Here is a 22609-nt window from a genome sequence, read left to right as displayed (position 1 = left end):
TGGACGACGCTTGTCCCCGCGTTGCCGGTGGCTCCGGTGACCACGACCTTCACGGGAGCCACCGCGCCCGGTGGAGCCGATCGTACGGCCGTCCGTTCCGCGTGGTCGGCCGGCTGATCGTTCGCTCGGCCAGGGGTGCCCGTCGTTCGCCGGAATGCATGACACCGGCTCCCCTCGGAAATCGGGCCCGGGCGGCGACGGGCCGTCCCGTCGGGCGACCGCCTGACCTGCGCCTGCCCCCCGTCCGTGGGGGAGAAACAGCAGACAGGTTGCCGTCTGTACCCGCCTCGGTGAACGGCCCCTGGTGCCAGGCGTGGGCCGCGGCACACCGTCGTCGCTCCTCGGGCCGGGCGGCTGCGCGCGGGACGCGGGCAGGTCCGTTCACCGGTGCGGCGCGGCCGCAGTGCCCTCGACCGGCGCGCCTGCCCCGCCCCGGGAGCGGCACGTACCCCCTAGGCCCCGGCGAAGGGACTGTCGTCGAGGTTGCGGAGGAGATCCGCCGGGTGCAGGTAGACGGCGCAGGCGCCGGCGTCCTCCAGGTCATGGCGCGGGATCCCGCCGCTGAGCAGGCCCACCGCCGTGACGCCGGCGCGGGTGGCGGCTTCCATGTCCCAGACCGTGTCGCCGACGAAGACGGCCTCGTGGGCGTTCGCGTCGGCGAGTCCGAGGGCGTGGGACACCGGATCCGGTGCGGGTTTGCCCTCCCTGACGTCGTCGGCGCTCGCGGTCGCGGTGATGGCGTCGTCGGCCGCCACGGCCCTGCGCAACGCGCCGAGCTCGCTGCTCCCCGCGGAGGTCACCAGGACCACCCGCCAGCCACGCCCGTCGAGCGCACGCAACAGGTCGCCGGCCCGGTCCAGGGCGGGCAGCCGGTCAAAGTATGTGGCGTACAGGGTGGCGTGCGCCGCGCTGAGGGACTCGTCCCGTCCCGTGTCGTGGTCGTCGCCGAGGAGGTGGCGCAGCAGGTCCCCGCCGGGCAGCCCGATGGCGCGGTGGATGTCGTGCATGGCCACGGTGTGTCCGGCCTGCCGGAGCGCCTCCCACCAGCACGTGACGTGCAGGTGGTTGGTGTCGGCGAGGGTGCCGTCCACATCGAAGAGGGCTGCTCGGTTCATCTCCGCCTCCGCCTCCGTCGGCATGGGATCCGCACCAGCGGCGTCTACCCGCTGTCCGTCGGGACACGCGTGCCGGGTGCGCCGCCCGCGGACCGCGCGCGGCCCTCACGGGCAGCACGACAGGACGGCCGTGGGTAGCGCGCCGGTGTGCGGGTAGCCGCGTCAGCGGACCATCAGCCACACCGTGCCCGCCCGCACCGGCAGCGCACGGCCGACCCAGGGAGGTCATCCATGGCGTCCGCACTCATGGCGGCAGTGGCGGCCCCACCGGCCCGCCTGTACGTCCCGCCCGGCGTGTACCGCCCGCAGGCCGACACCGGGCTGCTCGCGCGGGCCCTCGCGGGCGAGCGCGTCGGCCCGGACACGGAGGTCATGGACATCGGCACCGGGTCCGGCGTCCTCGCGCTCCTCGCCGCCTCCAGGGGCGCCCGTGTCACCGCGGTCGACGTCTCCTGGAGGGCGGTCGCGGCGGCCCGCCTGAACGGCATCCGGCTCGGCCTGCCCCTGCACGTCCTGCACGGCGACTTCGCCGCCGTGAGCCCCGGGCGGCGCTTCGACGTCGTCGTGGCCAACCCGCCGTACGTCCCCTCCCCCGCGGCCGAGCCGCCCGGTCACGGGCCCGGACGCGCCTGGGAGGGCGGGGACGCCGGACGTCGCGTCATCGACCGGATCTGCGCGCGGGCCGCGACCCTGCTGCGCCCCGGTGGCGTCCTGCTGATGGTCCACTCCGCCCTGTGCGGTTCCCGCACGACGGTGGACCACCTGAGCCGGACGGGGCTGTCGGCCGGGGTCACGATGCGGGCCGTCGTGCCCTGGGGGCCCGTACTGCGTTCCCGCCGGGCCTGGCTGGAGGAGCAGGGGCTCGTGGGAGCCGGTGAGGACCGGGAAGGACTGGTGGTCATCCGTGCCGAACGATCCTGCTCCTAGGGCGCGCCGGGTCCACATGGAACGCGGGGGCCCGGTGGTGGTGGAGGGGCCGGTCGAGGTCGTGCTGGAGGACGGCACCCTGGCCCGCTCCGACCGGTTCGCCGTCGCTCTGTGCACCTGCCGCCGCAGCCGGACCTACCCGTGGTGCGACACAAGCCACCGCCGGCGGGTGTCCCGCGGCCCGGCGGAAGGAGACGGCTCGTGAACGCGACGGCTCCCGCTCCCGCCCGCTCCGCGCCGGCACTGGTCGGGGGAAGGGGTGACATCTCGTCCGCCGTGGTCCGTTCGCTGCGCACCGGGCGGCCGCCCGCTCACGACCCTGCGGCGGTCCCGGACGCCGACCCGTGGGGCGAGGACCTGCAGCTCGCCCTGTACCTGCTGTACGAGCTCCACTACCGGGGCTTCGCGGGTGTCGACGACGACCGCGAATGGGACCCGGAGCTGCTCCGGCTGCGCCGAGCGCTGGAGGACCGCTTCCTCGGGGCCCTGCGGACCGGCCTGGAGGACGGGCCGCGCACCGTGGACGAGGCCTTCGCGCCGCTCCTCGTCGAGCCCGTCGACCTGTCGGGCAGCGTCAGCCGCCACCTCGAGACGGACGGCGAGCTGTGGCAGCTGCGCGAGTACGCGGCCCTGCGCTCGCTCTACCACCTGAAGGAGGCCGACCCCCACCTCTGGGTCGTCCCCCGGCTGACCGGCCGCGCGAAGGCGGGCATGGTGGCCGTCGAGTACGACGAGTTCGGCGCGGGACGGGCCGAGCGCATCCACGCGGGGCTGTTCGCCGCGCTCCTGGACGACCTGGGCCTGGACACCTCGTACGGTGCCCACCTGGACCTGGCGCCCGCGGTGCTGCTGGCAACCGTCAACCTGATGTCCCTCTTCGGTCTGCACCGCGCGCTGCGCGGGGCCCTGGTGGGGCACTTCGCCTGCGTCGAGATCACCTCCTCGCCGGGGTCGCGCCGTCTCGCCGCGGCCATGCGCCGGTGCGGCGCCGGGCCGGCGGCGGAGCACTTCTACGCGGAACACGTCGAGGCCGACGCCGTGCACGAGCAGGTGGTCCGCCACGAGGTGGTCGGCGGTCTGCTCGCGGAGGAGCCCGGGCTGGAGCCCGACGTCGCCTTCGGCTGCGCCGCGACCGGCCTGCTGGAGGACCGGCTGGGCACGCACCTCCTCACCGCCTGGGGGGCGGGGCGCTCGGCGCTGCGCCGCCCGGAGGGCGACGCCCGCGGTGGCACCTCCGGCGGCCCCGCCCGCCCGAGCTGAGGAAGTGCCGGTCCGGCCGGTTTCGTTCTGCGGCTGCCGGCCCGGAAGAGTTCGCGCAGCGGCTTTCCCGCCGTGGCGCGGGGCGCTGGAGTGGGTCCATGCACACCACCACCGGGCACACGGGGAACCCCGGCCCTCCGCGGGCTCCGGAGGACGGCTGCGAGCGGGTGCGGCGGATCCTGGACCGCGCCGGGTTCGACACGTCGTCGTGGGACGAGGACGGCCTGCGGGTGTGGGAGGAGCCGGAAGGCGTGATGGTGGGGTGGCTCGCCCGCGAGGTCCTGCGGCCGACCGTGCAGGTGCACGGCCACGAGGAGGACCTCGCCCGGCTGACCTCCCTGTCCGGTCTGCACAGGGTGCTCCAGACCGCCCTCGCCGTGATCCTGCGCGACGCGGGCCTCGACGCGGCCGCCCACGGGGACCGCCTCGTCGTGGTCCGGGCCCGGCCCGCCGTGGCCGACGGGGCCCCGGCGGCACCGGGTTGATCCGTCAGCGGCCGGCCAGCGTGTCCCGGGGCAGGACCCCGTACGCCGCCCGGTAGGCGGCGGCGAACCGGCCCTGGTGGTGGAAGCCCCAGCGGTGGGCCACGGCGGTGACCGTGTCCCGGGCCGGATCCGCCGCGATCAGCTCCTCGTGCGCCAGTGCGAGGCGTACGCGCCGCAGATGGGCCGTGGGGGTGGTGCCGAGGTGGCGCCGGAAGGCGTACTGCAGGGCCCGGGGGGTGACGCCGGCGGCCGCGGCCATGTCGGCGAGTCCGATCTCCGCCAGGGGGTGCGACTCGATGAACGCGGCGGCCCTGCGCACGGTTTCGGAGGTCGCGTCACGGGTGTCGGCGAGGACCGGCTCGGGGCGGGCGTCGGTGGGGAAGACCGTCAGGAGGGTAGCCGCCAGGAGCCGCGCGAGCGCGTCGACCACCAGCCGCGCGCCGTCCGACGGGAGGGCCAGGACGCTCGTCTCCGCATAGTCGACGGTCCGCTTCCAGTGGGCGGCCATGGCCGCGGAGACCGGTGTGAAGCGGGTGAAGCGCAGCGGGCGGGGTTCGTGCCCGGCCGGATGTCCCGCGAGCTCCTTCACCAGGGCGAGCGGTACGGTCACGGCCCGCAGCTCGGCGGCGTACACCCGGCCCGCGTACGGGAGGTGGGGCTGGGAGATCGCCAGGAGGTCGCCCGGGCCGGCGGTGGTGACGTCGTCCTTGCACTCGCGGGTCATCCGGCCGCCGACGACGTGCGTGACGGCCACGGCGCCGAGCGGATCCGTGGCGTACGCGTAGTCGGTGGGCAGTGCCAGCGTGCTCAGCGACAGGGCGCCGACACTGGTGCGCGCGTAGCGGAACGGGCTGTGCGGCGCGGGGCTGCGCATGCGCAGGCTGGTCCCGTACGAGGCCCTCAACCAGTCGCGGGCGACGTCGACTTCGGTGGTCCGGAAGCTGCTGTGCCGACTCGGCGTGGTGCTCTGCGACTGCTGTGACACGGGGGCGGGCGTCCTCTCGTGCGACGGGCGCGGCACGGAGGACCCACGCGTCTTCAGCCTATCGACGGGGCGGGCCTCCGGAGTGCGTATCCGCACGCCGGAACACGGCATGGGGTTCACTCCGCGGCGTCGGGACGCCGCCCCGGCGCGTCGGCCCCCTCTGCGGGTCCGTCCTCGGCAGCCGGGCGGCCGGGCACGGACTGCCCGGCGGTGACGGGTGCCCCGGGTTCCGTCGGCGCCGCCGCGGGGTGCGGGTCGGGCGACGCGTCCGGGCCGGATCCCGGTCCGGTGTCCGGCCCTTCGTACTCGCCGGCATGGGACCTGAGGTGGGTGATCACCGTGTTCGCGACGGCGACCAGGGGGACGGCGACGACCGCACCGCCGATGCCGGCGACGAGCCCGCCGGTGGCGACGGACAGGGCCACGGCCAGCGGATGGATGCGGACCGCCCGGCCCAGGATGAACGGCTGGAGGATGTGCCCTTCGATCTGCTGGACGAGCAGGACCACCCCCAGGGTCATCAGCGCGGTGAAGACGCCCTGGGTGACCAGCGCGACGATCACGGCGAGCGCGCCGGAGGCGATGGCTCCGATCAGCGGTACGAACGAGGCCAGGAAGATCACCACGGCGATGGGTACGGCCAGGGGGACTCCGAGGACGTAGATGCCGATGCCGATGAACACCGCGTCGATGAGGGCGACGATCAGGGTCCCGCGGATGTAGGCGGTGAGCGTCCGCCAGGCCGGCATGCCGGCTCCCGCGACGGGCGGCCGGACCGCGACCGGCAGCAGATGCAGCGTCCACTCCCAGACGCGCCGGCCGTCGTACAGCAGGAAGAGCGTGATGAACATCGCCAGGAGCATGCCGGTGATGACCTCGATCAGGACGGTCACCCCCTGGAGACCGGTCGAGGTGATCTCGCCGGCGCCGGTGCCGATGGCATCGCTCAGGCGCTGCGTCACGTCGTTGATCTGCTGCTCGGTCACATGGAACGGACTGTTGAGGAGCCAGCGCTTCAGCTCCGCGACGCCTTCCTGGAGCCGTGCGGACAGGCTGTCCAGGTTGTCGAGCACCTGCCATACGACGAACCAGCCGGTGAGCCCGAGCGCGACGAACCCGCAGAGTGCCGTGACGAGGGTGGCGATCCCCTGCGGGAGCCCGCGGCGGTGCAGCCGGGCGACCGTCGGTTGCAGCAGCGCGGTGATCAGCAGCCCGGCCATGAACGCGAGCGCGACGAGCCGGACGGATCCGATCACCCGCATCAGCACCCACACGGCCGCGGCGAGGACCAGGAACCGCCAGGCGATCTCCGCCGCGACCCGCATGCTCCAGGGCACCGCGCGGGCCGGGTCCGGGGCGCGGTCCCGGGCCCGGGCGGGGTAGCGGCTCGCCGTCCGCTGCCGTTCGGCCGCCTCCTCGGCGTCGTGGCGGGCTAGCGCCCGTCCGCGCCGCTCCTCCAGCCCGGTCGCGGCGCCCTTGGCCCGGCCGAGCAGGTCACGGATCCTGGACATCCTCGGGCCTCCCTCCGCCCCCGGTCGACCGTCTGCCCACGGCACGGGTGGTCAGACGATCGGATCGGTGGAGGTGTTCCGGCGGCGGTACCGGGCGGACGCGGTCCGGCCTGCGCGAGAGGCGGCCCGGAAGGGGCGGTCCACCGACGGCTGCCGCCTGACGGACCTCATACGTTCAGCATGACGGCGTAGGCGAGGAAGAAGAGGGCACAGGCCAGGGCCACCAGGCAGATCAGCACGAGGGGGGCCATGGCCCACCCGCGGGTGAGGGGGCGGTACGGACCCGCGCCCGAGCCGGTGCTCGACTCACCGGGCGGGGTCTCGCCGGGCGGCACTCCCCCGACGGGTCGGGGCATACGGGGTGCGTGCGGGTCGGGGATGCTTGCGGACATGTCGGCCTCCTGCCCCCCTGTGCGCCCTGTCGGCGGGCCGGCCGGGCTGCCCGGCGCCTACCCGCCCCGTCCCGTTCCCATCCCTACTTCTCGGCGGTGTAGCGCACCCGCGCCCACAAGGGCAGGCCGAACCAACAGGCCACGTACCAGGCCACCACCGCGGCCACCAGCCACGGGACCAGGGCGTTGTGGGTCGCCACCCGCAGCACCAGGAACAGCGCCGAGGTGCAGGTCGCGAGCAGCAGGATCAGGCCCACGAAGGTGAGCCGCGAGGCCCACGCCACGGCCTCGGGCTTGATCCGGCGGCCGGAGACCACCCGGTGGAAGGCCACCGGCCCTATGAGCGCCCCGGTCGCCAGGGCGCCGAGCACGATCGTGACGATGTAGATCGTCCGGTCGGTCTGCGGCAGCTGGTGGAAGAGCGGCGTGAAGGCCACCGTCAGCAGGAAGCCGAAGAGGATCTGCACGCCCGTCTGGGCGACTCTGATCTCCTGGATGAGTTCCTGCCACTGCCGGTCGGCGCGCTCCTTCTCGGTCTCGCCGCGTCCACCGTGTGTGTCCTGTTCCTCGGCCATGCCGGCTCCCTGCGGGTCGTGGCGGCGGCCCCCTTGGCCCCCTGGTCGCGCCGGGCGGAGTGGTCCTCCCAGCATCCCCGCGCGCCCGGGTACCCGCTCCGCGGGAGTCCACGCACCCGCCCCCACCCGTACCGCCCGGCGACAGGAGCGGAACCTGAGCTTCCGGGCTTCAGGGGTCAGGACCGCCGGAGCGGGTATAAGACTCCTCGGGAAACCACGACGGCCCTGCCGCGCCCAGCGCGGCTTCCCGACCCGTCGGAGGACACTCATGACCCGCACATCCCACGACGCCGAGGACCCCGTCCGCACCGGGTCCCCCGTGGACACCTTCGAGATCCCCGAGAATCCGCTCGGCGTGAGCACCGACGACGCCCGGACCCTGTCCGTCGTGCTCTTCCGCCGCCTGGACTCGCTGGCCGAGGGGACGCCGGAGTACTCGTACGTGCGCAACACGCTGGTCGAGCTGAACCTCAGCCTGGTGAAGTACGCGGCCCGGCGCTTCCGCAGCCGCAGCGAACCCTTCGAGGACATCGTGCAGGTCGGCACGATCGGCCTGATCAAGGCGATCAACCGGTACGACGTCGAGCGGGGGGTCGAGTTCGCCACGTTCGCCGTGCCGACCATCACCGGCGAGATGAAGCGCTTCTTCCGGGACACGAGCTGGTCCGTCAAGGTCCCCCGGCGGCTCCAGGAGATGCGGCTGGACATCGCCAAGTCCTGCGACGCCATGGAGCAGGGCCTGGGCCGGCGGCCCACCGACCACGAGCTCGCGGAGCACCTCGGGATCAGCGACGAGGCGCTGGCCGAGGGCCGCCAGGCCGCGAACTGCTATGTGGCCGAGTCCCTCAGCACGTCGCTGGGCGAGGACGCGGACGGCAGGGTGCTGCCCCGGTCGCTGGGCACCGAGGAAGCGGCCTACGAGCTCATCGAGGACCTGGAGACCCTGAAGCCGCTGCTCGACGCCCTGGGCGAGCGGGACCGGCTGGTGCTGTCGCTGCGCTTCGGTGAGGAGCTCACCCAGTCGCAGATCGGCGAGCGCCTCGGCATCTCGCAGATGCACGTGTCGCGGCTGCTGAGCCGGATCATGACGGGACTGCGGGCCGGAATGCTGGAGGACCGGGAGGAGGAGCCCGGCGACGAGCCCCTCGGTGAGGGACCCGGCGACGAGGGCCGCACCGGGGTCCAGGACGGCGAGCACCCGGCCTGAGGGCCGCGCCGCCGGTACGAACACCACCCGACGCCCGCCGTCATGACGGCGGGCGCCCGCTACGGCGCCACCGGCTGCGGTCCCCGGAGGTCCGGGGACCGCAGGGGTGTGTCGATCTCCGCCCAGACGTACTTGCCGTCCGCCGTCGGCACCGAGCCCCACCGCCGGGCGATCCGCTCCACGATGAGCAGGCCGTAGCCGCCGGGGCGGCCCGGATCCGGGCGGGACCTCGGGGCCGGGGGTTCCGGGCTGCTGTCGGCGACCTCGATGCGGAGCCGTTCGTCGGTGCAGTCCAGCAGGAGCGCGTGCGGGCCGCCCGCGTGCAGGCAGGCGTTGGCCACGACCTCGGAGACCAGCAGCAGGACGTCCTCGGACTCCTCGCGGGCGGTGGCCATCCAGTGCCAGGCCACCAGCGCGTCCCGGGTGAAGTCCCGGCACCGGGTGACGGCGTCCGTCGTACCCGCGAGCCGCAGGCTCCGGATCCGGTCGGACGACCGTCGCTCCATGAGGTGCTCCTCCCCTACGCGTGCCGGGGTTCCGCCAGTGCCTGTGCCACTTCGGGGTACACGGGGAAGATCGCGTCGGCTCCCGTGATCCGGAACATGCGGGCGACGGGCTGCCGCAGCCCGACCAGCGCAATGGTCCCGCCCGCCGCCTGGGCGTCGAGCCTGCTGTGCAGCAGCACGTTCAGCCCGGTGGAATCGCAGAAGCTCAGCTGCGTGAAGTCGACGAGGAGCCTGCGCACGCCGCTCCCGATCGCCGCGGCCAAGGCCGCCCGCAGAGGTTCGGCCGTGTCGTGGTCCAGCTCCCCGGCCAGCGCGAGGACGACGACGCCGTCTCCGGCCGGCCGCACGTCCACGGCGAATCGATCACCCTCCGCCGACGAGGTCATCGAGGACCACCCCTTCCACACGCGACGGCCCGAGCAGTGACATCGTGCTGTGCCCCTCCCCGTGCCGCGACCGGGGGCGCGTGGCGCCCTCCGGGCCGTCCGGGGGATCCGGGTCGGTTATGTGGGGCACCTACCCGGGCGCACAATCGCCAATCAGGCCGTGCGCGGGACCGACCGGCTCAGGCGCAGTCCGGGCACAGACCGCGGTAGGTGACCTCGACCGCGGAGACCGTGAAGCCGAAGCGGTCCCCGTCCGGCAGGCCGGTGAGCGGGTCGCCGGTGGGGTGGACGTCGCGGATGAGCCCGCAGCCGGAGCACACCAGGTGCTGGTGCGGGCGGTGGGCGTTCGGGTCGTAGCGCTTGGCCCGGCCGTCGGTGGTGACCTCCACGACCTCCCCGAGGGCGACCAGCTCCCCCAGCGCGTTGTAGACGGTCGCCCTGGAGATCTCGGGCAGCCGCCGGACCGCGCGGGCGTGCACCTCGTCGGCGGTGAGGTGCACGTGGTCGCCGTCGAGGACCTCCGCGACGACCCGCCGCTGGGAGGTGAGTCGCCAGCCGCGTCCGCGCAGCCGCTCCAGCAGGTCACTCATATCGGCTCACCCAATCAAGCTCGACGGGGACCCGGAGATTATCGGTCGGATCCGGGTTCCGATGGAATACGGGCTTGGTGTGCTTCTTGACTTGGAATGGGTCCATCATAGGATCGGAATCCGTTGACAACAAAGACCGTCCGGGACGGTGACCCGCCGGCGTCGGCACGCGTCCGACGAAGCCGCGCCCCGCACGGGGTCCCGTGCCCCGCCCCGCTCGGCCGCATTCAGTTCATGAGCACCTTGATCCGCCTGGTACGGAAGGATTCCCATGTCTGAGAACCACGACGCCATCGTCACGGACGCGACGCCGGAGGGCGCCGGCCGCTGTCCGGTCGCCCACGAGCGCGCCGCGCACCCGACCCAGGGCGGCGGAAACCGCCAATGGTGGCCCGAACGGCTGAACCTGAAGATCCTCGCCAAGAACCCGGCCGTCTCCAACCCGCTGGGCGAGGAGTTCGACTACGCCGCGGCCTTCGGCACCCTCGACCTGCCCGCGGTGAAGCGGGACATCGCCGAGGTGCTCACCACCTCCCAGGACTGGTGGCCGGCCGACTTCGGCCACTACGGCCCCTTCATGGTCCGGATGGCCTGGCACAGCGCGGGCACCTACCGCATCAGCGACGGCCGCGGCGGCGCCGGATCCGGACAGCAGCGGTTCGCCCCGCTCAACAGCTGGCCGGACAACGGCAACCTGGACAAGGCCCGCCGCCTGCTGTGGCCGGTGAAGAAGAAGTACGGCCAGAACCTCTCGTGGGCCGACCTGATGATCCTCGCCGGGAACGTCGCGCTGGAGACCATGGGCTTCGAGACCTTCGGCTTCGGCGGCGGCCGCGCCGACGTGTGGGAGCCCGACGAGGACGTGTACTGGGGCCCCGAGACCACCTGGCTCGACGACCAGCGGTACACCGGTGACCGGGAGCTGGAGAACCCGCTCGGCGCCGTCCAGATGGGCCTGATCTACGTCAACCCCGAGGGCCCGAACGGGAACCCGGACCCGGTCGCCGCGGCCCGCGACATCCGCGAGACCTTCCGCCGCATGGCGATGAACGACGAGGAGACGGTCGCCCTGATCGCGGGCGGTCACACCTTCGGCAAGACCCACGGAGCCGGACCGGCCGAGAGCGTCGGTGCCGACCCCGAGGCCGCGCCGATCGAGGCGCAGGGGCTGGGCTGGGCGAACTCCTTCGGCACGGGCAAGGGCGGTGACACGATCACCAGCGGTCTGGAGGGCATCTGGACCAACACGCCCATCACCTGGGACAACAGCTTCTTCGAGATCCTCTTCGGCTACGAGTGGGAGCAGTTCAAGAGCCCGGCCGGCGCCCACCAATGGCGGCCGAAGGACGGCGGCGGCGCCGGTACCGTCCCCGACGCCCACGACCCGTCGAAGACGCACGCCCCGACGATGCTGACAACGGACCTGTCGCTGCGCTTCGACCCGGCGTACGAGCAGATCTCGCGCCGCTTCCTGGCGGACCCGCAGGCCTTCGCGGACGCCTTCGCCCGCGCCTGGTTCAAGCTGACCCACCGCGACATGGGCCCGATCGTGCGCTACCTCGGCCCGGAGGTCCCGTCCGAGGAGCTGCTGTGGCAGGACCCGCTGCCCGCAGTGACCCACGAGCTCGTCGACGACGCCGACGTCGCCGACCTCAAGGCGCGGGTGCTGGCCTCGGACCTGTCGGTGGCGCAGCTGGTCTCCACCGCCTGGGCGTCGGCCTCCTCCTTCCGCTCGAGCGACAAGCGCGGCGGCGCCAACGGCGGCCGGATCCGGCTCCAGCCGCAGAGCGGCTGGGAGGTCAACGAGCCGGACCAGCTGGCGGCCGTGCTGCGCACCCTGACGGGCATCCAGGAGTCGTTCAACGGGTCCCGGACGGACGGCAAGCGGATCTCGCTCGCCGACCTGGTCGTGCTCGGTGGCGCCGCTGCCGTCGAACAGGCCGCGAAGGACGCCGGGTTCGCGATCACGGTGCCGTTCACGCCGGGCCGTGCGGACGCCTCGCAGGAGCAGACGGACGTGGAGTCCTTCGCCGCCCTGGAGCCGACCGCCGACGGGTTCCGCAACTACCTCGGCAAGGGCAACCGGCTCCCGGCCGAGTACCTGCTGCTGGACCGGGCGAACCTGCTCGACCTGAGCGCGCCCGAGCTGACGGTCCTCGTCGGCGGTCTGCGGGTGCTGGGCGCCAACCACCAGCAGTCGCGGCACGGCGTCCTCACCACGACCCCCGGGTCGCTGACGAACGACTTCTTCGTCAACCTGCTGGACCTGGGGACGGTCTGGACGGCGGCCTCCGGGGACGCCAACACCTTCGAGGGGCGCGACGCGGCCACCGGCGAGGTCCGCTGGACCGGTACCCGCGCCGACCTGGTCTTCGGTTCCAACTCCGAGCTGCGGGCCATCGCGGAGGTCTACGCGAGCGACGACGCGAAGGAGAAGTTCGCCCGGGACTTCGTCGCGGCCTGGGACAAGGTCATGAACCTGGACCGGTTCGACCTCGCGTGACCGCCGTGTCCGGGCCGGCTCGGGAGAGCCGGCCCGGACACCGGCCGCCTCAGAGCCCCGCCGCGCGCCGCAGGGCGCCCAGGTCCACGAACTTGAAGTTCGTGTCGGTACGGGGCTCCCCGTCGGGTCCGGGGGTCGCCGGGCCGTTGTGACCGTCCTGGACGACGAGGAGCCCCTGGGGGAACTTCCGGCCCAGCGGGGCGCTCGTGACGGCGGCGCCGTCGCTCTCCTCCGAGCCGTCGGGGGATCCGGCTCCCGTGCCCGGCGCGACGCGGAAGCCGCGGACGTGGGCGTTGCCCTTCTGCCGGTCGAAGACCGCGAAGGTGTCGTCGCCCTGGCTGGAGGCGAGCAGGTAGCCGGCGCGCCGGGGGTCCCTCGGGTCGCGCCAGATGGTCAGGCCCTCGACGTCGGCGGAGACGTGCCGGCCGCCGAATCCGGGGTCCGCGCCCGCGGTGCACTCCTCGGTCTGCGGGTCGTAGGTGCCGGGCACGCCGTAGGAGCGGACCTTCTCGATCAGCCGGGCCGGGGAGCGCAGGTCCGCGCCGAGCTTCCAGATGCCGACGTCCTCCTGGCCCGCGTACAGGTCTCCGGTGTCGGGGTCGACGACCATCCCCTCGATCTGGGGCAGTTCGCCCGGCTCACCGCACGGCGACCAGGAGGTCCCGTCGGGCAGGGTGAAGGCGGCGGGGAGGCTCGTCGTGCGGACGGTGCGGTAGCCGACCTTCCCGCGCGCGGTGGGCCGGAGTTCGGCCAGGGCGAGTTCGGTGCCGTTGCGCCGGCTGGCCACCGCGTACGAGCGCCCGGTGCGGCGGTCGGTGTAGGCGGCGAGGCCGTAGGCGGTGCGCTGGTCGTTGACCTCGTCCTGGTCCGCGGAGAACACCAGCGGGGCCGCCGCCGGGTCGGTGACGTCGACCAGGGGTGCGGAGGGCCGTCCGGCGTCGATCCGGTAGACGCGCAGCCGGTCGCTGCCGCGGTCGGAGACCACGGCCACGTCGTGGCGGCCGTCGGGGAAGCGCAGGCCGGTGACCAGGTCGACGTTGTTGAAACGTCCGGGCTTGTCGCCCTCGCGGGGCGGGGGCGGGGCGGGCAGGGACTGCACCTGGCGTCCGTCGAGGTCGTAGACGCGCAGGCCGCCCTCCTTGGCGGTGGCGATGACCAGGCTGCGGTCGGGGTCCTCGGGATTGCGCCAGATCGCCGGGTCGTCCGCGTTGGCGTTGCCGCCCGCCTCGTCGTCGAAGAGGGAGGGGGTCTCGACGGCAGCCTCCACCCGGGCCGTGGGCGGCGGGGTGCCGCGGTCCGCACGGGCGTGCGCCGGGACGGCGACCACCCCCAGCACCACGACGGCCGCCACGGCCACCGCCGGGGTCCGCCGTGCCGGTGTCCGCCTCGCCGGTGTCACGCTCATCCTGCCTCCTGCTCACGGGGTCGTGTTCGATGGCGCCGGCCGGGGAGCCGGGTACGGCTTCTGTCCGGCGGCGGGCCGCCCCCACGGTGGGGCACCCGCGGGTGGCCGCCGTGTTGCGGACGTGACGCGGACATGTCCACGTCGTGAACTCCCCGGCCGACGCGCTTCCTTAGCGGAACGTTAGATCTGCGCGGCGGAGCTTGAACGGCCCCGGCGGCGGCCGCATGCTCTGGGCACTCCCCCGCGTCCGGGGCCGTTCTCCCCCTTCCCCTCGGGGACTTCCCGTTGGAGCCGCCATGCCCTCGTCCGTCGCCGTGCCCGCCCCGACATCCGGGGAGGAACGCCGCAGGCGCCGTACGGCCCTGGTCGGAGGCTCCCTCGGCAATCTGGTCGAGTGGTACGACTGGTTCGTCTACGCCAGCTTCGCGATCTACTTCGCCGACTCCTTCTTCCCCGGCGACAACCCGACCACCCAGCTGATGAACACCGCCGGGATCTTCGCCGTCGGCTTCCTGATGCGCCCGGTCGGCGGCTGGATCCTCGGCCGGGCGGCCGACCGCCACGGGCGCAAGAGCGCGCTCACCCTCACCGTCACCATGATGTCGGTGGCCGCGCTGCTGATCGCCGTCGCCCCCACCTACGGACAGGCCGGCTACTTCGGCGCCCTCGTGCTCCTCCTGGCCCGCCTCCTCCAGGGCATGAGCATCGGCGGCGAGTACGCGGCCAGCGCCACTTACCTCACCGAGGCGTCGGCCCGCAACCGGCGCGGTCTGGGGTCCTCCTTCCAGTACGTGTCGATGACCTGCGGCCAGCTCCTGGGCCTGGCCGTCCTGATCACCCTGCAACACACGCTCACCACGGCACAGTTGGAGAGCTGGGGATGGCGGATCCCCTTCCTCCTCGGGGCGTTGTTCGCGGTGGTCGTGTTCTGGCTGCGGCGGCGGCTCCAGGAGACCGACGCCTTCCGGGAGCAGTCCTCGGGCGAGGACGCCCACGACGACGGCGCGCGCGGCACCCTGCGGGCCCTGTGGCAGTACCGGCGCCAGGCCGGGCTGGTGATGGCGCTGACGCTCGGCGGAACCGTGGCGTACTACACGTACACCACGTACCTGACCAAGTACCTGGTCGGCAGCGCCGGCATGGAGAAGACCACCGCGACCCTGGTCAGTTTCACCGCCCTGGCCCTCTTCGCCGTGCTCCAGCCCTTCGCCGGAATGCTGTCCGACCGGATCGGCCGCCGTCCCCTGCTCATCACCTTCGCGGTCGGCTGCACCGTCGGCACCTACCCGATCATGACCGCGCTCGGGTCGGCGTCGTCGTACTGGTCCGCGCTCGGGCTGTCCCTGCTCGCCCTCGTGATCATCACCGGCTACACCTCGATCAACGCGGCGGTCAAGGCGGAACTGTTCCCGACCCGGGTCCGCGCCCTGGGCGTGGCCCTGCCGTACGCCATCGCCAACGCCCTCTTCGGCGGGACGGCGGAGTACGTGGCGCTGTGGTTCAAGAACAGTGGTCACGAGACCATGTTCTTCTGGTACGTGTCCGGATGCGCGCTGATCTCCCTGGTGACCTACGTGCTGATGCCCGACACCCGTGACGCGGCGCTCAGCCGCGCCGAGGCGGACGCCGATGCGGCCGCGGCGTCCGGCAGGGGCGGGGGCACGGGCGAGGGCACCGGTCCGGCCGGGAAGCCGGTCGAGACGGTGCGCTGAGCGGCCGGCGGTAGCCTGGGGCCGCGGCTCGCGCGGGCCGCGGATCCCGGACGCCGAGGGGGGCTTCCCGTGCACGCGCTGCTCGTCGAGGACGACGACCGCATGGCCCACGCGCTGGGCACCGCCCTCGCGCAGCGGGGACACACCGTGCGCCGGGTGGCGCGCGCCGCGGACGCGTTGCGCCACACCCGCGAGGCCGAGTTCGTCCTGCTGGACCTGGGGCTGCCCGATCTGGACGGGATGGAGCTGCTGCGGCGGCTGCGGAGCGTGTGCGCGGCGCCGCTGATCGTGGTGACGGCCCGCTGCGAGGAACGCGACGTCGTGCAGGGCCTGCGGGCGGGAGCCGACGACTACGTGGTCAAGCCGTTCCGGATGGCCGAGCTGATGGCGCGCATCGACACGGTCCGCCGCCGGGCCCCCGGGGCCGTGGCCGGGCGGCCCGGGCCAGCGGGTCCGGCGGGGCCGGACGCCGCTGCCGTACGGACGGTGTGCCGCGGGGACGCCGAAGTGGACCTGGCGGCCCGGACGGTGTGCGTGGCGGGAGCCGAAGTACGGCTGACCCGGCGGGAGTTCGACGTCCTCGCCCACCTGGCGGCTCGCCCCGACGAGGTGCATCCGCGGGCCGAGATCCTGGACCGGATCTGGGGCGACGCCTTCTTCGCCGCCTCGCGCTCCCTCGACGTCCACGTGGCGGGCATCCGCGCCAAGACCGGCCGTTCCTGGCTGGTGCGCACCGTCCGCGGATTCGGCTACCAGCTCGGCACCGAGCGGTGAGGCGCCGGCTCCTCGCCGTGCTGACGGTACTCATGGGGGTCGCCGCGCTGCTGCTCTGCGTCCCGCTGGCCGACGGGTACGCCCGCGGGCGCACCGAGCACCTGCTGCTCCAGCGGCGGTCGGAGGCCGTACGGTTCGCCGATCTCGCGGAGCGCCTGCGTACCCCGGCCGACCGCGCGGAGCTGGCCGCGGAGATCGACCGGTACGCCGACCTGTACGGCGCGGGCGTGGTGGTCGTGGACACGGCCGGGGCGACCCTGGCGCGGGCCGGTGCGCAAACCGCCGCCGGGGCCGCGGAGGCGCGGCGCCGGGCCCTGACCGGGCGCTCCACCGACCGGTTGCCGACCCTGCTGCCGTGGGGGCCCGGGAGCGTCGTCGTGGCCGAGCCCGTGGGCCGGGACGAGCGGGTGAGCGGGGCGGTCCTGCTGACGGTGCCCACCACCGCCGCCCGCCGGGACGTGGCCGTGCGCTGGACGTGGATCGCCGCCGGGGCCCTGGCCGCGTTCGCGGCGGCGGCCCTGGTGGCGGCGGGGATCGCGCGCTGGCTGCTGCGTCCCGTGCTCGACCTGGACCGGGCCGTGGAGCGGCTGGCGGCCGGGAGCCTGCTGGCCCGGGCCGGCTCCGGCAGCGGGCCGCCCGAACTGCGGCGGCTGCACAGGCACTTCAACGCGATGGCCGATGCCGTGGCCGATTCCATCGGCCGCCAGCGCGACTTCGTCGCGGACGCCTCCCACCAGTTGCGCAATCCCCTGGCCACCCTGGTGCTCCAGCTGGAGAACGTCGAGCCGCACATCGCGGGCGCGCCCGGTCTCGCCGAGCACGCCCGCGCCCTGGACGAGGCGGAGCGCCTGGAAGAGCTGCTCGACGGCCTGCTGGCGCTGGCGCGGGTGGAGGCCGGCGCGACGGAACCCGTCGAGCAGGACGTGTCCCGGTGCGTACGGGACCGGGTGGCGGCGTGGACGCCGGTCTTCGGGGCGGCGGGTGTGGAGCTCGCCGTGGCCGCCGTCCCGGACGGCCTGCGGGCGCGCGCCCTCCCGGACGCGGCGGGGCGGGTCCTGGACGCCGTACTGGACAACGCCGTCAAGTTCGTGCCGCGCGGGAGCCGGGTCGAGGTGCGGGCCGCGTCCGGGCCGGACGGCACGGTGACCGTACGGGTGGACGACGACGGTCCGGGGGTCCCGGCGGACCAGCTCGGCCTGCTGCTGCGGCGCTTCGCCCGCTCCCCCGGACACCAGAACGTGCCCGGAAGCGGACTGGGCCTGGCCATCGCCGACGAGATCGCCCGGATCAGCGGCGGCCGTCTGGCCGTCGGGGCGAACCGGCCGCACGGGCTGTCCGTGGAGCTCGCCCTGCCGACCGCATGAGCGGCGCGGCACAATGGCGGACGTGGCTGCTCCGATCACGATCTTCAGACTGTTCCGTTACGCGCCCTGCGGGCACGAGCTGCTCGTACGGGTCGTCCGGCCCGCTGCGCCGAACGCCGTGCAGACGGCGCTGGACGACGCGGACCGCGCCGCCGACGCCACCGCGGACCGGCTCCGCGCCGCGTGGGAGGGGTCCCGGTTGCGGGCCGCGTGCCCGCACCGGCACACGCCCGCCCTGGTCGCAGAGATGCAGGAGCCTCCCGTCGGGGAGGAGCTCCACGGCCCCGGTGACCGGCCCCTGCGGGTGTGGCGGGCGGACACGCGCCACGGCGCGCCCTGGGCGGTCCTCGGGACGGCGCCGACCGAGGCGGAGTTCTGGCGGGAGGTCCGGGACGACTGCGGCCTGCTCGGGCTCGGCCCGCTGGAGCCGGCCGGCCTCCACGACGTCCACTTCCTCACCGACGAGGACCCCCTGCCGGACCGGCAGGACCGGCAGGACCGGCAGGACGGGTAGGACGGGTAGGACGGGCAGGACGGGCGGGGCCGGCCCGGCCGAGGAGCTCGCGGAACACCTGTGCCGAGCGCGGGTTCTCCGCACACTGCCACACCCCGTGCGGGCAGTAGTCCGTGATGCTGTGGTAGAGCGGCCTGTGCTCGGCGATCCAGGCCAGCATGCGCCGCACGTACTCCGCGTTGTCGCCGTTGCGGAACAGCCCCCATTCGGGGTAGGAGATCCGCTTGCCGTGCGCCTTCGCGAAGTCGACCTGCTGCCGGAGCCCGTACGGCTGCTCCACCTGCTCGTCGAAGGTGTGGCCCGGCGGCTGGTCGTAGGAGTCCATGCCCACGACGTCGACCACGTCGTCCCCGGGGTAGCACGTGGTCCACGCGACCGCGTCGCCACCGCGGTTGGGTGCGAAGTCGAAGCGGAAGCGCTGCCCCTGCACCGACCGCATGGCGGCCACGACGCGCCGCCAGTAGCGCTTCCAGCTCTCCGGGTCGGGAGCGCACCGGTGCGTGTAGTCGAAGCCGTTCATCTCCCAGCCGAGCACGACCACCGTGTCCGGTACCCCGAGGGCCACCAGCCGTTCGCCCAGCCGCCGGAAGTGGTGGTCGTACTCCCCCGCGGCGCCGGCCCGGAGCAGGGCGGCGACCTGCGGGTCCGGGACGCGGGCCTCGTTGTGTTCCAGCATGGGCACGTTGAGGACGAACATCCGGTCCCGACGCTCCGTGCGCCAGCGCGCCCAGGTCCGCAGGGAGTCGGGGGCTCCTTCGATGTTCTCCCAGGTGTCCCCGGGCAGGTAGGTGTGGCCCGCGCGCAGCTCCGTACCGCCGAGCCAGCGCGAGAGGGCCTCCATCCGCTCGACGCCGGGTGAGCCGTAGTGGAGGTAGGCGCCCAGGGCTACGTCGGTCCCGGCGGCACCGGTCCCGGCGGCACCGGCGGGGCCGCCCGAGCCCGCCCGGGGAGGGGGCGTGGCGAGGAGGCAGCCGACGAGGACGGCGCCGACGGCCACCGCGGCCGTCCACGCACCCGCCGACGGGCGGTACCGCTGGGCCATGACGCCTCCACTCGCTCCGCGACGGACCGACGTGTCCGGCAGCGACGTTAGGACATCCCGCCGGGGGCGCGGTGTGCCGGGAGGCCCGGCACTGGGCCGTTCGCGGGAGCGGCCCGGCTGCCGTTGGCCCGACCGGGTGACGTCTACGGGCCCGGTCGGGTCCCCTGCGCCGGGCGGCCGGCGGGCGCGCCGCAGAACTCCGCCTCGACGACGTTCACGTAGAGCGCGCCGTCCTGCAGCCAGTCCCCGTTGATGTTGAAGGTCAGCCGGTGCCTGCCGTCCGTCGTGGAGGCCATGCCGGACAGGGAGCCGTTCGTCCGCCCGGTCTTGCCCACGATCCTCACCCCGCAGGACAGGACGGCGAACTCCACGCCGAGGCCGAAGCCGATGCCGTCCTCGGCGGGGACCTCGCGCAGGAGTTCCGCCCTCTGCGCGGGCGGCAGCAACCGGCCGCCGAGCAGGGCGCCCTGGAAACGGTCGAGGTCGTCGAGGGTGGTGATGACGTCCCCGCCCGCGCCCAGCCAGGTCATGTTCTGCTCGGTGGCGTCGTGGATCTCGGCGTCCGGTGCCTTCTGGTGGAGCCGGGAGTAGCCGACGGGGTGCGGGGCGGGCATCTTCGGGGACGAGCCGGGGAACGAGGTCCCCCGGAGTCCCAGCGGGACGACGATGCGGCGCCTGATCTCCTGGGCGTAGGAGCGGCCGGTGACCTTCTCGATGACCATCCCGGCGATCGTGAAGTTGCTGTTGGAGTACTTCGGTGCGCGCAGCGGGTCCTTGCCCGGCGGGTACGTCAGCGCGATCGCGACGAGTTCCTCCGGGGTGTGGGAGTCGAAGCGGTGCTCGGGGAAGCCGGGTCCCGCGGCGTCGTGGATGAACTCCGGGTCGTCGGTGTGGTTGGCGATCCCGCTGGTGTGGTCGAGCAGTTGGCGCAGGGTGATCCGGTTCCCGTCGTAGCCGTTGCCGCGGACCAGTCCGGGCAGCCACCGTTCGACGGTGTCGTCCAGGTCGAGGCGTCCTTCGGCCTCCAGCTGGAGCAGGACGGTCGCGACGAACGTCTTGGTGATGCTCGCTCCGCGGAAGTGCTCGTCCGTGGAGCGGCCCCGCCCCGTGGCGGTGTCGGCGTGCCCGTAGGCGGCGGACCAGCTGCCGTTGCGGTCGCGGACCGTGGCTGCCACCCCGGGGAGTCCGCCCTTCCCGACGAGATCGCGCAGCGCCGTCCGGGTCGCCTCGCTCCCCTTGCGGCCCGGCGGCGCCGTCGCGTGCGCGGCCGGGGCCAGGAGCCCTCCTCCGGCCAGCAGCGCCGCGGTGAGCGAGAGTGCGAGTGCGCCGCGTGCGGTCCGGTGCGTCATGGTCGTGATCCCCCGGCGGTCGTGGGTCGGTCCGGTGCGCCGCCCCTCGCCGCGGAGGACGCGGTGCGCCCGCCCGGGGTTGAGCGCACTCCCGTACGGGGTCGAACGCGAGCCGGCCCGGCGGGTTCCGTCAACTCGGCCGCTTGTACGGCCCGTCAGCGGGTAAGCGCGCAGCACACCGCGGTCGGGCACCGGCCGGCACGCACCGAGGACACGAGGGAAGGGATCCCCGATGACGATGATGAAGCCGCACCGCAGCCCGTCCGCACCCGGCGTGGAGGAGCTCCGCCGGCACGTGACCGGTGCCCGCAAGGGCCTGGGCCGGACGGTCGGGGCACTGGCCTCCCGGGCGGCGCACGCCGCGGCGAAGGCCCAGGGCAGCGCCCGCGACAAGGACGGCGTGGCCCGGCTCACGGCCGCGATGCGGGACGGGGCCGCCCACCCCCGCCGGCTCCTGCGGGGCACCGACCGCAGCCCCCTGCGGGCGGGCGCGGGCCGGGTCGTCCGCACGGCGCGTACGCACCGCACCGCGGTGATGACGGCCGCCGGCGTGCTGACGGCCGCGGTGCTGGCCCGGCGCAGCAGGCGCGCGTCGGTCCGCGGCGCGGGGCGTTGAAGGCCGGCACGGTCCGTCACTCGGGAGGTGGCAGCGATGCGCACGAAGAAGGTACTCGTCTCTTTCCCCGCCGGTGACCCGCACGGGAGTTGGCCGGCGGAGGAGTACGCGGCACGGTGCCGGGAGCGGGGCGAGACGGCGACCGTCGTGATGGACCTGGCGACGGACTCCTTCCTCGTCGTCACCCCCGAGTCGGACCCGACCCGAAACCCGTAGCACTCGCCCCGTGCGACCGCCCGGCTTTCGGAATCCGTCGGCACTGCGGCGCCGCAGCATGCGAAGTGACGGGGAGCGGCAGCGTATCGGTTTTCACGAGCTCCACTCCCCGGGCCTCCTCCGTCTGATAGGAACCTGTCCGTGCTCACGGAAGGGCCGCTGTCCGTCGTGGGCCGGCCGAAGCCCCGAGAGCGCCGGCCGGCCCTGCTGGCCGGCGCTCTCGGGGCTCACCCCGAAGGAGGAGTCCATGGCGGCGGTCGTCGTTGTGCATGGCATTGCCAAACAGTTCCTCGGACCACAGACCTTGCAGGGTTCCATAGCCCCTGCGGTCGTCGACGGGGTCCGTCTGGCAGAGGGACCGTCACTGGCCGTCGACGAGGTCGAGGTGGCGTTCTACGGTCATCTGTTCAGAAAGCCCGGAACGAAGGGAACCAGCCAGTCGCCCCCGGCTGATCCCTTCGAGGCTCAACTGCTCCAGGCGATGTGGGCGCAGGCGGCGAGGAACGAACCGGACCGCATTCCGCCACCCCCGGACCCGTCCGAGACCACCAAGGCAGCGGTACCGCGGTTCGTGCAGCGGGCCTTTCTCGCGTTGAGCCGGTCCCGCTTCACCGCTCGCAATCCCGACCGGTTCATGATGGGGGTCCTGGCGCAGGTCCGGCGCTATCTGACCGAGCCGGACCTCCGTGAGGAGGTGCAACGCTGGGTCGCGGAGACCGTCACCAGCGACACCAGGGTGATCGTGGGACATTCACTGGGTTCCGTCGTGGCCTACGAGGCGCTCTGCGCACACCCCGAGTGGCCCGTCACCACTTTCGTGACCATCGGATCACCGCTCGGGATCCCCAACCTCGTCTTCGACCGGTTACGCCCCCGGCCGGAAAAGGGAACGGGAGCCTGGCCCGCCGGGGTGAACTCCTGGACCAACCTGTGCGACGCCTACGACGTCGTGGCGCTGGTCAAGGAACTCGCGCCGCTCTTCGGCAACGGTCCGCATCGCATCGACGACATCCCCGTACACAACGGGTGGGAGGCGCATGCCATTGAGCACCATCTGACCGCGAAGGAGACGGGAGCGGCCATCGCCGCCGGACTGACGACATGACCGACGGAACCATCAGAACCGCCCTGCTCTCGGGAACCGCGCAGTACGAGTCCCAGGACCCTCTCGACGC

24 protein-coding genes are annotated in these 22609 nt (G+C 73.7%); 13 read left to right on the top strand and 11 right to left on the bottom strand.

Going from position 1 to position 22609, the window contains the following annotated elements; all coding sequences use genetic code 11:
• Positions 1 to 452 precede the first annotated feature (452 nt).
• Entirely contained in the window at positions 453 to 1115 is a 663-nt protein-coding gene (locus ACPU2J_RS34415) for an HAD family hydrolase (protein ID WP_420078147.1), read from the bottom strand.
• Positions 1116 to 1346: 231 nt separating this feature from the next.
• Between ACPU2J_RS34415 and ACPU2J_RS34410 the strand changes: the two genes are divergently transcribed.
• The 4 genes from ACPU2J_RS34410 (at position 1347) to ACPU2J_RS34395 (ending at position 3787) form a co-directional block, all read left to right on the top strand.
• Entirely contained in the window at positions 1347 to 2042 is a 696-nt protein-coding gene (locus tag ACPU2J_RS34410) for a HemK2/MTQ2 family protein methyltransferase (RefSeq protein ID WP_423834823.1), read from the top strand.
• A complete protein-coding gene (locus ACPU2J_RS34405; protein ID WP_361595749.1) occupies positions 2020 to 2247 on the top strand; it encodes a CDGSH iron-sulfur domain-containing protein in 228 nt (75 codons plus the stop codon). The genes ACPU2J_RS34410 and ACPU2J_RS34405 overlap by 23 nt, the downstream gene beginning before the upstream one ends.
• Positions 2244 to 3302, top strand: coding sequence for an iron-containing redox enzyme family protein (locus tag ACPU2J_RS34400; protein WP_423834822.1), 1059 nt, complete (start codon positions 2244 to 2246; stop codon positions 3300 to 3302). Before ACPU2J_RS34405 ends, ACPU2J_RS34400 begins: the two co-directional genes overlap by 4 nt.
• Before the next feature lie 98 nt (positions 3303 to 3400).
• Complete coding sequence (locus tag ACPU2J_RS34395) at positions 3401 to 3787, top strand: hypothetical protein (protein WP_420078150.1); 387 nt, start codon at positions 3401 to 3403, stop codon at positions 3785 to 3787.
• A 4-nt stretch (positions 3788 to 3791) separates the two neighbouring features.
• Here ACPU2J_RS34395 and ACPU2J_RS34390 read toward each other — a convergent pair whose 3' ends face one another.
• From ACPU2J_RS34390 to ACPU2J_RS34375, 4 genes are all read right to left on the bottom strand, one after another.
• Positions 3792 to 4772, bottom strand: a complete 981-nt coding sequence (locus tag ACPU2J_RS34390; protein WP_420078151.1) for a helix-turn-helix transcriptional regulator — start codon at positions 4770 to 4772, stop codon at positions 3792 to 3794.
• A gap of 116 nt (positions 4773 to 4888) precedes the next feature.
• Complete coding sequence (locus ACPU2J_RS34385) at positions 4889 to 6283, bottom strand: AI-2E family transporter (RefSeq protein WP_423834821.1); 1395 nt, start codon at positions 6281 to 6283, stop codon at positions 4889 to 4891.
• A 167-nt stretch (positions 6284 to 6450) separates the two neighbouring features.
• Positions 6451 to 6675 carry a DUF6480 family protein gene (locus tag ACPU2J_RS34380; RefSeq protein WP_365490343.1) on the bottom strand — a complete coding sequence of 75 codons (225 nt, stop codon included), beginning with the start codon at positions 6673 to 6675 and terminating at the stop codon, positions 6451 to 6453.
• An 83-nt stretch (positions 6676 to 6758) separates the two neighbouring features.
• On the bottom strand, positions 6759 to 7250 hold the full coding sequence (locus ACPU2J_RS34375) for a DUF6328 family protein (RefSeq protein ID WP_420078153.1): 492 nt from the start codon (positions 7248 to 7250) through the stop codon (positions 6759 to 6761).
• A 268-nt stretch (positions 7251 to 7518) separates the two neighbouring features.
• Between ACPU2J_RS34375 and ACPU2J_RS34370 the strand changes: the two genes are divergently transcribed.
• Positions 7519 to 8457: a SigB/SigF/SigG family RNA polymerase sigma factor gene (locus ACPU2J_RS34370; protein ID WP_423834820.1), complete on the top strand. Its 939-nt coding sequence runs from the start codon at positions 7519 to 7521 to the stop codon at positions 8455 to 8457.
• 59 nt (positions 8458 to 8516) lie between these two features.
• On the opposite strand, the gene ACPU2J_RS34365 is transcribed toward ACPU2J_RS34370, so the two are convergent.
• From ACPU2J_RS34365 to ACPU2J_RS34355, 3 genes are all read right to left on the bottom strand, one after another.
• Positions 8517 to 8963: an ATP-binding protein gene (locus ACPU2J_RS34365; RefSeq protein WP_423834819.1), complete on the bottom strand. Its 447-nt coding sequence runs from the start codon at positions 8961 to 8963 to the stop codon at positions 8517 to 8519.
• A gap of 14 nt (positions 8964 to 8977) precedes the next feature.
• Positions 8978 to 9349, bottom strand: a complete 372-nt coding sequence (locus ACPU2J_RS34360; RefSeq protein ID WP_420078156.1) for an STAS domain-containing protein — start codon at positions 9347 to 9349, stop codon at positions 8978 to 8980.
• 179 nt (positions 9350 to 9528) lie between these two features.
• Complete coding sequence (locus ACPU2J_RS34355; RefSeq protein ID WP_423834818.1) at positions 9529 to 9939, bottom strand: Fur family transcriptional regulator; 411 nt, start codon at positions 9937 to 9939, stop codon at positions 9529 to 9531.
• A 271-nt stretch (positions 9940 to 10210) separates the two neighbouring features.
• Here ACPU2J_RS34355 and katG point away from each other — a divergent pair, with 271 nt between their 5' ends.
• Positions 10211 to 12442 carry a catalase/peroxidase HPI gene (gene katG / locus ACPU2J_RS34350; RefSeq protein WP_423834817.1) on the top strand — a complete coding sequence of 744 codons (2232 nt, stop codon included), beginning with the start codon at positions 10211 to 10213 and terminating at the stop codon, positions 12440 to 12442.
• Positions 12443 to 12491: 49 nt separating this feature from the next.
• On the opposite strand, the gene ACPU2J_RS34345 is transcribed toward katG, so the two are convergent.
• Positions 12492 to 13847, bottom strand: a complete 1356-nt coding sequence (locus tag ACPU2J_RS34345; protein ID WP_423834816.1) for a phytase — start codon at positions 13845 to 13847, stop codon at positions 12492 to 12494.
• A 296-nt stretch (positions 13848 to 14143) separates the two neighbouring features.
• On the opposite strand from ACPU2J_RS34345, the gene ACPU2J_RS34340 reads away from it, so the two are divergent.
• From ACPU2J_RS34340 to ACPU2J_RS34325, 4 genes are all read left to right on the top strand, one after another.
• Entirely contained in the window at positions 14144 to 15559 is a 1416-nt protein-coding gene (locus ACPU2J_RS34340; RefSeq protein WP_420078160.1) for an MFS transporter, read from the top strand.
• A gap of 69 nt (positions 15560 to 15628) precedes the next feature.
• Positions 15629 to 16333 carry a response regulator transcription factor gene (locus tag ACPU2J_RS34335; protein WP_420078161.1) on the top strand — a complete coding sequence of 235 codons (705 nt, stop codon included), beginning with the start codon at positions 15629 to 15631 and terminating at the stop codon, positions 16331 to 16333.
• A gap of 17 nt (positions 16334 to 16350) precedes the next feature.
• The gene (locus tag ACPU2J_RS34330; RefSeq protein ID WP_423834815.1) at positions 16351 to 17697 is read left to right on the top strand and encodes a HAMP domain-containing sensor histidine kinase; all 1347 of its coding nucleotides are present in this window, start codon (positions 16351 to 16353) and stop codon (positions 17695 to 17697) included.
• A 22-nt stretch (positions 17698 to 17719) separates the two neighbouring features.
• The gene (locus ACPU2J_RS34325; RefSeq protein WP_423834814.1) at positions 17720 to 18211 is read left to right on the top strand and encodes a hypothetical protein; all 492 of its coding nucleotides are present in this window, start codon (positions 17720 to 17722) and stop codon (positions 18209 to 18211) included.
• On the opposite strand, the gene ACPU2J_RS34320 is transcribed toward ACPU2J_RS34325, so the two are convergent.
• Both ACPU2J_RS34320 and ACPU2J_RS34315 read right to left on the bottom strand, forming a co-directional pair.
• Positions 18153 to 19253 (bottom strand): glycosyl hydrolase, encoded by a 1101-nt coding sequence (locus ACPU2J_RS34320; RefSeq protein ID WP_423834813.1) that lies wholly within the window; start codon positions 19251 to 19253, stop codon positions 18153 to 18155. The genes ACPU2J_RS34325 and ACPU2J_RS34320 overlap by 59 nt on opposite strands.
• 143 nt (positions 19254 to 19396) lie before the next feature.
• Positions 19397 to 20602 (bottom strand): serine hydrolase domain-containing protein, encoded by a 1206-nt coding sequence (locus ACPU2J_RS34315; protein WP_423834812.1) that lies wholly within the window; start codon positions 20600 to 20602, stop codon positions 19397 to 19399.
• 232 nt (positions 20603 to 20834) lie between these two features.
• Between ACPU2J_RS34315 and ACPU2J_RS34310 the strand changes: the two genes are divergently transcribed.
• The 3 genes from ACPU2J_RS34310 (at position 20835) to ACPU2J_RS34300 (ending at position 22539) form a co-directional block, all read left to right on the top strand.
• Positions 20835 to 21218, top strand: a complete 384-nt coding sequence (locus tag ACPU2J_RS34310; protein ID WP_361595803.1) for a hypothetical protein — start codon at positions 20835 to 20837, stop codon at positions 21216 to 21218.
• A 36-nt stretch (positions 21219 to 21254) separates the two neighbouring features.
• A complete protein-coding gene (locus tag ACPU2J_RS34305) occupies positions 21255 to 21434 on the top strand; it encodes a hypothetical protein (RefSeq protein ID WP_361595806.1) in 180 nt (59 codons plus the stop codon).
• Positions 21435 to 21681: 247 nt separating this feature from the next.
• Entirely contained in the window at positions 21682 to 22539 is an 858-nt protein-coding gene (locus ACPU2J_RS34300) for a hypothetical protein (RefSeq protein WP_423834811.1), read from the top strand.
• Positions 22540 to 22609: the final 70 nt, after the last annotated feature.

The organism is Streptomyces manipurensis (genome assembly GCF_049570255.1).
Classification (GTDB): domain Bacteria; phylum Actinomycetota; class Actinomycetes; order Streptomycetales; family Streptomycetaceae; genus Streptomyces; species Streptomyces manipurensis.
Note: the sequence above shows the minus strand (reverse complement) of the source record. Positions and strands in the feature narration are given on the sequence as shown.

Coding starts and splice junctions, on each gene's coding strand:
- ACPU2J_RS34415 (WP_420078147.1), bottom strand. CDS start 1,115: ATGAACCGAGCAGCCCTCTTCGATGTGGACGGCACCCTCGCCGACACC.
- ACPU2J_RS34410 (WP_423834823.1), top strand. CDS start 1,347: ATGGCGTCCGCACTCATGGCGGCAGTGGCGGCCCCACCGGCCCGCCTG.
- ACPU2J_RS34395 (WP_420078150.1), top strand. CDS start 3,401: ATGCACACCACCACCGGGCACACGGGGAACCCCGGCCCTCCGCGGGCT.
- ACPU2J_RS34385 (WP_423834821.1), bottom strand. CDS start 6,283: ATGTCCAGGATCCGTGACCTGCTCGGCCGGGCCAAGGGCGCCGCGACC.
- ACPU2J_RS34380 (WP_365490343.1), bottom strand. CDS start 6,675: ATGTCCGCAAGCATCCCCGACCCGCACGCACCCCGTATGCCCCGACCC.
- ACPU2J_RS34375 (WP_420078153.1), bottom strand. CDS start 7,250: ATGGCCGAGGAACAGGACACACACGGTGGACGCGGCGAGACCGAGAAG.
- ACPU2J_RS34370 (WP_423834820.1), top strand. CDS start 7,519: ATGACCCGCACATCCCACGACGCCGAGGACCCCGTCCGCACCGGGTCC.
- ACPU2J_RS34365 (WP_423834819.1), bottom strand. CDS start 8,963: ATGGAGCGACGGTCGTCCGACCGGATCCGGAGCCTGCGGCTCGCGGGT.
- ACPU2J_RS34360 (WP_420078156.1), bottom strand. CDS start 9,349: ATGACCTCGTCGGCGGAGGGTGATCGATTCGCCGTGGACGTGCGGCCG.
- ACPU2J_RS34355 (WP_423834818.1), bottom strand. CDS start 9,939: ATGAGTGACCTGCTGGAGCGGCTGCGCGGACGCGGCTGGCGACTCACC.
- katG (WP_423834817.1), top strand. CDS start 10,211: ATGTCTGAGAACCACGACGCCATCGTCACGGACGCGACGCCGGAGGGC.
- ACPU2J_RS34345 (WP_423834816.1), bottom strand. CDS start 13,847: ATGAGCGTGACACCGGCGAGGCGGACACCGGCACGGCGGACCCCGGCG.
- ACPU2J_RS34340 (WP_420078160.1), top strand. CDS start 14,144: ATGCCCTCGTCCGTCGCCGTGCCCGCCCCGACATCCGGGGAGGAACGC.
- ACPU2J_RS34320 (WP_423834813.1), bottom strand. CDS start 19,253: ATGGCCCAGCGGTACCGCCCGTCGGCGGGTGCGTGGACGGCCGCGGTG.
- ACPU2J_RS34315 (WP_423834812.1), bottom strand. CDS start 20,602: ATGACGCACCGGACCGCACGCGGCGCACTCGCACTCTCGCTCACCGCG.
- ACPU2J_RS34310 (WP_361595803.1), top strand. CDS start 20,835: ATGACGATGATGAAGCCGCACCGCAGCCCGTCCGCACCCGGCGTGGAG.
- ACPU2J_RS34305 (WP_361595806.1), top strand. CDS start 21,255: ATGCGCACGAAGAAGGTACTCGTCTCTTTCCCCGCCGGTGACCCGCAC.
- ACPU2J_RS34300 (WP_423834811.1), top strand. CDS start 21,682: ATGGCGGCGGTCGTCGTTGTGCATGGCATTGCCAAACAGTTCCTCGGA.